Source organism: Ignavibacteria bacterium, assembly GCA_016873845.1.
GTDB lineage: Bacteria > Bacteroidota > Ignavibacteria > Ch128b > Ch128b > JAHJVF01.
The window spans coordinates 25,784-34,070 of the sequence record VGVX01000025.1; the positions used below are offsets into that span (position 1 = coordinate 25,784).

Below are 8,287 nucleotides of genomic sequence, written 5' to 3' on the forward strand. Positions count from 1 at the left end.
ATGGATGATAAATTAATTTTTCTTGTTGACGATGAAGAAAATTTAACTAAACTAATTTCTCATTGGGTTTCCGACAGATGGGGATATCAAATTAAAGTATTTAAAGATGCGAATTCATTCTTCTCATATTCAGATACCGAACCAGATTTAGTTTTGCTTGATATTATGCTTCCTGGTACAAATGGAATTGAAATACTGAAAGGTATTAAAGAGAAGAATTTCGATCTCCCAGTTGTAATGCTTTCTGCTCAAGGCAACGTTGAAACTGCAATTGAGACATTAAAGCTCGGTGCTTTCGACTATCTATCAAAACCAATCGATCTTCCAAAACTTGAAGTCACAATAAAAAATGCCATTAAGAATTATGATCTTGCACGTGAACTAAAAGGTTTATTAGAAGAAAAACAGCGTTCGTATAGTTTCGATAACATCATTGCAATTGATAACAAAATGGAAGAAGTTTTCCGTCTCATGCAAAAGGTGTTAAACACATCTGTGAATGTAATAATCTATGGCGAAAGCGGAACAGGAAAAGAATTGATTGCGAGGGCCATTCATTTCAACAGCGAAAGAAAAAGCGAACCATTTGTTGTAGTTAATTGTGCATCAATTCCGCGAGATTTGCTCGAGAGCGAACTCTTTGGTCATGAAAAAGGAGCGTTTACAGGTGCACATATTCGCAAAATCGGAAAATTCGAAATGGCTGATGGTGGAACGATTTTCCTTGACGAAATTGGCGAGCTTGAGTTAAGTCTGCAATCAAAATTGCTAAGAGTTCTTCAAGATAAAACTTTTGAGCGGGTTGGAGGAACGGAACCAATTAAAACCGATGCACGAATTATTTCTGCAACAAATCGTGAATTGAAAAAAGCTGTTGATGAAAAACTTTTCCGAGAAGATCTATATTATCGCCTTTCAACATATCCGATAACTGTTCCACCGCTAAGAACTCGTAAAGGAGATATTTTGCTTCTCGCTGAGTCATTCACAAAAAAATTTGCCGAAGAAGCGAAAATTCCAATTCCGACCTTATCCAAACAAGTTATCCAAATTCTTCTTGATTATCCTTGGCCCGGAAATGTTCGGGAACTGGAGAATTCCATTCAGCGTGCTGTGATCATTGCAGAAGCAAATCAAATCCAGATGAAAGATCTTCCCCTCCCAATGCAGGCTTTTGCTAGTGAGCAGGTTGTCCCATCGGATGTTTTAATCGAAAGTGAACAAACAAATGAAATCCTCCCCTTTGAAGTGATAAAAGAAAAAGCGATTCGAAACGCACTTCGAGCGACAAACGGAAGTATTGTTGACGCAGCAAAGAAACTAAAACTTGGAAGAGCCACTATTTACAGATTAATCAGTAAATATAAAATTGAGGTCAATGATTGACCACAATTATAGAGATAGCGTTTTGGGTCTCAATTTTTTTTGTGTTCTATACATACTTTGGCTATCCACTATTGATGAACGTTTTTATTAGAATTCCTTTGATGAAATACATAATAAAAATGCCTGAGGGCTTCGGAAGAGTTTTAATTAATCCAAAAATAGGTGGATACGCCGCTTACAAAGATATCTCAGTTGATAAAAATTTTAAGCCGCAAGTTAGTATTATAATTACTGCTTATAATGAAGAAGACTATTTAGAAAAAAAAATTAAAAACTGTCTGGAGTTAATTTACCCGACAGATAAAATTGAGTTCTTATTTATCACAGATGGTTCTACAGACAATTCAAATAGTATAATAGACAAACATCAAACGGATAATCTGCGTTATCTATTTTTTCCGCAGAGACGCGGGAAGCTTCATGCAATGAAGAGAGGTGTTGAATTCTCGAAAGGTGAAATACTTATCTTTTCCGATGCTAACGCGATCTATAATCCTGATGCTGTTAGAAAAATTGTACGGCATTTTGCTCACTCGAAAGTTGGCTGCGTAGCAGGTGAAAAAAGAGTTTCAAAACATGATGGTTCACTGCCATCTGAAGGATTATACTGGAAGTATGAATCTTTTATTAAATCATTGGACTCAGAATTATATTCAGTTGTGGGTGCAGCTGGTGAAATTTTTGCGGTTCGAAAAGATCTCTTCCCCGAAATTCCTGAAGATTCAATCATAGAAGATTTCGTGATTTCACTAAAAATTTCCATAAAAGGATTTCGTGTCGTATATGAACCCGAAGCATATTCTATCGAAACACCTCCGCGGACATTTGTAGATGACTTTAAGCGAAGGGTGAGAATAAGCAAAGGAGGGATTCAATCTATCAAATATTTTAATAAGCTGCTGCGGCTCCGCGACCATAAATTTTTATCATTTCAATTTATCAGCCATCGAGTGTTGAGGTGGGCAATTGCGCCAATTTGTTTATTACTTGCTTTTGTAAGTAATTATTTATTGATTGAGGCGGAAACTAAATTTATTTATTCTGAATTGTTTGCAGCTCAACTAATATTTTACGCTGTAGGATTTATTGGATTGATTCACGAGTTCTTGAAACTGAAAATTTCTGGAATAAATTTGATTTTTTCTTTTACGTTAATGAATTTAGCAGCGTTGATTGCGCTCTTTTCGTATCCGTTTTCGCGAAGTTCTAATATATGGGAAAAGACGCAGCGTGAAATTGCAATTTGAATTTTTTGAAGAAGTTTTAATAATTAATAAGAGGTAAAAGATGAATTTCATCGAACAGAAAAGAGATAATGTCCTAATCGAGACAATTAATATTTCGAGGGCAACACTGAAAGAAGCTGAAGATTTCAAAAACATGCTTATCAAAGCTATTGACGAAGGCGAGAGAAAGATCATTGTTGATTTTTCTCAATGCGATTTCGTTGATAGTACTTTCTTAGGTGGACTTGTGGTAAGTCTTAAACGAATGACTGCGGTTAAGGGAGACATTCGGTTGGTCGGCTTTCGTCCTCCTGTACGTTCTATGTTCGAACTCACTCGTATGCATAAAGTTTTTGAGGCGTTCGAATCAGTTGAAGATGCTGTAAATAGTTTTGCCAGCAAATAACTCTATGCAAACAATTTATAGTGAATTTTATTGAGAACAAGGTGCAGATTTTAATTGTCAAATCGATAAAGCGACATAACTTAAATTTGGCTTTTTAATGAAAGGATTCATTCTTGGTGCTGGAAGAGGAAAGCGGATTCAGCCACTCTCAAATGAGCTTCCCGCACCGATGCTGCCCATCCTTAATCGCCCCCTCCTGCTTTACATTATTGAGCATTTAAAAAAATTTGATATCAGAAATATCAAAATAAACCTTCATCACCTTCCTGAATACATTGATTCGTATTTTGAAAGCGGGGAAAGTTTTGGAGTAGAAATTTCTTATTCACTTGAAAAAAATCTCTTGGGGACAGCTGCTGCTCTTAAGCGAGTTGAAAGTTTTTTTGATGATACAATCTTAGTCCATGCAGGTAATTGCCTCGCTGACATTGATTTAACCGAACTTCTTTATTTTCACAAAATTAAAAAATCGCCAATCACTTTAGTTCTTGCTGAAAACAGTATTAAGGAATTGACTGCAGAATATAATGTGAATTCCAGCGGACAGATTATTAAGAGTAATTTTCGGATTTCAAAAAACGATTCGTTTTATAGTACGATTCCAATTGGAATTTATATGGTTGAAAAAGAAATACTAAAATTGGTTCCAAACCAAACTCAATTTAATCTTGAAACCGATCTAATCAATTTGTTGCTGCGTGAAAAGATAAATCCATATGCTTATTACTTTAAGAAAGATTACTATAGAATTCAGAACCCGAGTGATTTGTTAAACGCAAATATTAAACTTTTAGACGAGATTTCACTTGATCAAAATATGTTAATTCATTTGCATGATTCATCAAGTATTCACAAATCTGCTGTTACATCAATCAAGAATCCAATTTTGATTGGCGACAATTCTCACATCGGAAAAAATGTAGAGTTTCTCGGTCAAGCTATTATTGGAAATAATGTGCGCATTGACGACGCTGCTGTAATTTCAGATTCTTTAATTCTTGACGATACCTATGTCGGAAAAAATATTGAAATTAAGAATTCGATTATTTATAAAAATCTTCATTTGAGCATAACGCATGGTTACAGTCTCTATCTTAATGATGAGTTTATCATCTCAGAGCAGAAAAAATTTTCTCCTCTATCAACAGTAAAAAAAATCTTTTTCAGAATAATTGATTTTACACTTTCCCTCCTCGCTTTAATTCTGCTTTCCCCCGTTTTTTTGATTATATCTATTTTAATTAAAATTGATTCTTCCGGCTCAATTTTTTATCACTCAAGGAGAATTCGAAAACCGCAAATAATTCAAAAGACTGAAAAGTGGTATAAATATCAGCCCGAAAGTATAGTCGAATATTTGAAATTTCGTACTATGATCGTCGATCAAAATCAATATAAAAGTTCACTCAACGATTTGAATATTTACAATGGCGGACCATTCTTTAAGGCAAAGGACGATCCTCGAATTACTCGAATTGGCAAATTCCTTAGAGCTACAAGCTTGGATGAGCTTCCATTGCTGATAAATGTACTTAAAGGAGATTTGAGCTTTGTGGGAATTTGGGGATTACCACAAAAGGAAGCTAATGGTTTACAATCAACCCAAATTGCTGATGGTGATTTTGAAATTTCTGAAACTGCTAAAATCAGATTTAGAGGAAACTTAGGACTTGCAGGATACTGGCAGTCACGAGGACGCTCGGAACTTTCAGCAGAAGAGAGAATTGTTCACGATGCAATCCAATCACTTTCTGACATAGATGATAAAATTCTCTCAAAACATTTATCGGAGTATAAAAAAAGTCGTTCTGTTAAAGGTTATATTTCATTAATTTTAGATACCGTTAAATCTGTTTTAAAAAAGAAAGGTTCTTATTGACTTCGCAAGAAAAGAAAATACTTCTCATTGACGACGATCCGACAATACGAAAATTAATTGCCTATAATTTAAAGAAGGTCGGTTACGGAATTATGGAAGCTGATGGGCCGGATCAAGGATTTGTTCATCTAAAAGAAACAACACCTGACTTAGTGCTGTGCGACATAATGATGAGCGGAATGGATGGATTTGATTTTTGCGAAAAAGTCCGTGCTGATGAAAAATACAAAGCACTCCCCTTTATTTTTGTTTCAGCAAAAAGTTCGATAGAAGATAAATCTAGAGCAGTTGCATTAGGAGCTGATGATTTTATTTCTAAACCTTTTATCCTTGAAGAACTACTATTAAAAATAAAATCAGTTTTAAAACGATCAGATATCTATAAATCCTATGGTGCAAAAAAAGTATTCGAAGCGGAAACAAAACCATTCAAAGCAAAAGTTTTAATCGTTGACGATGATCCAGCACTTACCCGCTTGCTTGAGAAAAGTCTTACTAAGCAAGAGTATAGTGTTAAGCTTGCTCACAATACTTTTGACGGATTCAATGCCGCAAAAGAATTTCAACCCGATCTAATTCTTTCTGATATCTTAATGCCAGATGCGGATGGATTTGAGTTCAAAAAATTGTTATCTGCTGACAGCGGATTGAAGTCAATTCCTTTCGTTTTTCTTACATCAAAAACCGAAGAGGCTGATATTCTTAAGGGTTACGATGTCGGTGTTCAGGATTATGTTTTAAAAACTTCAGGAATTAATATTGTTGTAGCAAAAGTCTCTGCAATTATTCAATCCGTACAGCGTGAGAGAAAGAAAGTCGTGGATGAATTGCACCAGGCGGCAGACTCAATTAAAATGAAAGTTGTCCCAGATGCAGCACCTAAATTTAATGGATATGCTGTCGATCAATGGCACAGTGCATACCAAGGAATTCCAGGTGGAGATTTTATTGATTATATAAAATTGAACTCTGATACGTATGCAATAGTTTTTGGAGATGTGATGGGTAAAAAATGGGGTGCCTGGTATTTTGCATTTGCCTATGCAGGTTATATTCGGAGTGCAATTAGATTCGTGGCACATGGAGGCGGAGATGCATTCTCACCTGCTAAAATTATGGAAAGAGTTAACCGTGCAGTTTATGACGATGCGAAAGTTTCAGAAATTTTTGCCACCCTCTCATTGATCGTCTTGAACACTACAACAAACGAAATGAAATACACAGGTGCTGGTGATCTTCCGGTTCTTTTGAAAAAAGCAAAAACAAATGAGATCGTTAAAGTTGAGTCTGAAGGTTTGCTCTTGGGATTTATAGAACAGAGCGATTACGAAGATGTTAATATAAAACTTGAACTCAACGACGAGCTTTTACTCTTCACCGATGGAGTTGTTGAAGCAAAAAATGAAAACGGCGAACAATATGGACATGATAGAATAACAGAAGTGTATGCGAACAGTAAATCCGATGCTTTCTTAAATGACCTAAAAGAGAAGCTTCTGAATTTTACCAACTTTAAACTTGATGACGATACAAGTGCGATTTGGATTAAACGAGTAAATTGAATTAGATTTACTTTTCAAAAAGGCTTGTCTTTTTTTCGATTTGCAAATCACTCCTCTTGAACAAATTGGAAAAATTTCATTTTTCGATTATTATGTTGAATGATTGAACGAATTTAGCTAAATTTGTTCAACGAAAAGACGGTATTAATAAAATGTACATTGATAGAGTCATAACCAGAAAAATACTTGAGTCGATGATTCCTGGTAAAGTTGTAGTATTGCTTGGCGCAAGAAGAGTAGGTAAAACTGTATTACTAAGACATATCAGTGAGAAAATCAATGAATCTTTTCTAATGCTCAATGGTGAAGATTTTACAACTCATGATTTACTCGCTAAGCGCTCAACACAAAGCTATAAAAATCTACTTGGTGATAAGCGAGTACTTTTCATCGATGAAGCTCAGAAGATTCCGGAAATTGGTGCAAAACTTAAATTGATGGTAGATGAGATTCAAAACTTAAAGATAATGATTACTGGATCATCAGCGTTTGATATTCAAGGGCAGATAGGTGAACCACTAACAGGCAGACAAAAAGTTTTTACATTGTATCCAATTTGTGAAAAAGAGTTTACAAGTTTTGAATCGATAACTGAAAGAGACGATAATCTTCGATTGCGTTTGGTATATGGTAATTATCCTGAAGTCATACAACTTTCAAATCTAACTGTGAAGACGGAGTATCTGAAGGAGATTATTAACTCTTATCTCTTAAAAGATATATTGGCATTTGAGAACATTAAGAATTCATCAAAAATAATTAATCTGCTTCGATTAATTGCGTACCAGGTGGGTAGTGAAGTTTCGCTGAATGAGATTGGTAAACAACTGCAGATTAGCAGAAACACAGTTGAAAAATATCTCGACATTTTATCTAAAGTTTTTATTCTATTTAAACTTACTGGATTCAGTAGAAATTTACGAAAGGAAATCGTAAAAAATTCAAAATGGTATTTTTACGATAATGGAATTAGAAATGCTGTTGTTGCTAATTTTAATCAATTTAATGTTAGAGATGATTGTGGAGCTTTATGGGAAAATTATATTCTGAGCGAAAGAATTAAGTTTCAGAACAACAACAGCATAATTTCTAACAATTACTTTTGGAGAACATATGATCAGCAAGAAATTGATTTGATAGAGGAGAGAGAAGGCAGCCTATTTGCTTATGAATTGAAATGGAAACTAACTCGCAATAATCCACCGAAAGCTTGGATTAACGCATACCCAAAATCAAATTTTAAAAATATAACAAAGCAAAATTACTTTGAATGGGTTGTTTGATATTAGTTATTCTGGTTGTACTTCTACAAATGAAGAGCTAATTTTTTAACACCTTTATAACTTCCGCAGCGCTTAACTTAGCCCGAATAGATTTTCCTATTTGCTGCTATAACTGGCCGGCCGGTCACTGAATATAGTTGCTGTGGCAGATAGGTGACAGCAATTAAATTTACAATCACACCTAAATTTCATAAAATTTCCTTGACTTTTGATTTTTAACGATTAAGTTTGCGTATGAAGTAAATTAAAAATTAACATGAATTCGGGTCTTGAAAGTAAATGCTATTCGGACACCTGCAACGGTTTAATAATTTTTCTAAGGGGAGAGTTCTACTTACTACTTACTACTTACTACTTACTACTTACTACTTACTATAACCTTTCCTCGAAAAGACTTACTTGTAAAGCCTGAGTTGGGAATGGAATTTCTCAATAATAAATTAAGTTATAAAATAGGAGAAATTCATGAGCCAACGAAAACACTTAACCCCAGAACAGAAGACAATAATTCTAAGGGAGTTATTAGAAAACCAAGTTCCAATTAG

6 protein-coding genes are annotated in these 8,287 nt (G+C 34.7%); all 6 read left to right on the forward strand.

Annotation, left to right across the window (positions count from 1 at the left end; genetic code table 11):
- Positions 1 to 1,386, forward strand: a complete 1,386-nt coding sequence (locus tag FJ213_06685) for a sigma-54-dependent Fis family transcriptional regulator (protein ID MBM4175843.1) — start codon at positions 1 to 3, stop codon at positions 1,384 to 1,386.
- Positions 1,383 to 2,633: a glycosyltransferase family 2 protein gene (locus FJ213_06690; GenBank protein MBM4175844.1), complete on the forward strand. Its 1,251-nt coding sequence runs from the start codon at positions 1,383 to 1,385 to the stop codon at positions 2,631 to 2,633. The genes FJ213_06685 and FJ213_06690 overlap by 4 nt, the downstream gene beginning before the upstream one ends.
- Before the next feature lie 40 nt (positions 2,634 to 2,673).
- Positions 2,674 to 3,018 (forward strand): STAS domain-containing protein, encoded by a 345-nt coding sequence (locus FJ213_06695; protein ID MBM4175845.1) that lies wholly within the window; start codon positions 2,674 to 2,676, stop codon positions 3,016 to 3,018.
- A 97-nt stretch (positions 3,019 to 3,115) separates the two neighbouring features.
- A complete protein-coding gene (locus FJ213_06700; GenBank protein MBM4175846.1) occupies positions 3,116 to 4,897 on the forward strand; it encodes a hypothetical protein in 1,782 nt (593 codons plus the stop codon).
- Positions 4,894 to 6,459, forward strand: a complete 1,566-nt coding sequence (locus FJ213_06705) for a response regulator (protein ID MBM4175847.1) — start codon at positions 4,894 to 4,896, stop codon at positions 6,457 to 6,459. Before FJ213_06700 ends, FJ213_06705 begins: the two co-directional genes overlap by 4 nt.
- A 152-nt stretch (positions 6,460 to 6,611) precedes the next feature.
- Positions 6,612 to 7,742 carry an ATP-binding protein gene (locus FJ213_06710; GenBank protein ID MBM4175848.1) on the forward strand — a complete coding sequence of 377 codons (1,131 nt, stop codon included), beginning with the start codon at positions 6,612 to 6,614 and terminating at the stop codon, positions 7,740 to 7,742.
- Positions 7,743 to 8,287 lie beyond the last annotated feature (545 nt).

Coding starts and splice junctions, on each gene's coding strand:
- FJ213_06685 (MBM4175843.1), top strand. CDS start 1: ATGGATGATAAATTAATTTTTCTTGTTGACGATGAAGAAAATTTAACT.
- FJ213_06695 (MBM4175845.1), top strand. CDS start 2,674: ATGAATTTCATCGAACAGAAAAGAGATAATGTCCTAATCGAGACAATT.
- FJ213_06700 (MBM4175846.1), top strand. CDS start 3,116: ATGAAAGGATTCATTCTTGGTGCTGGAAGAGGAAAGCGGATTCAGCCA.
- FJ213_06710 (MBM4175848.1), top strand. CDS start 6,612: ATGTACATTGATAGAGTCATAACCAGAAAAATACTTGAGTCGATGATT.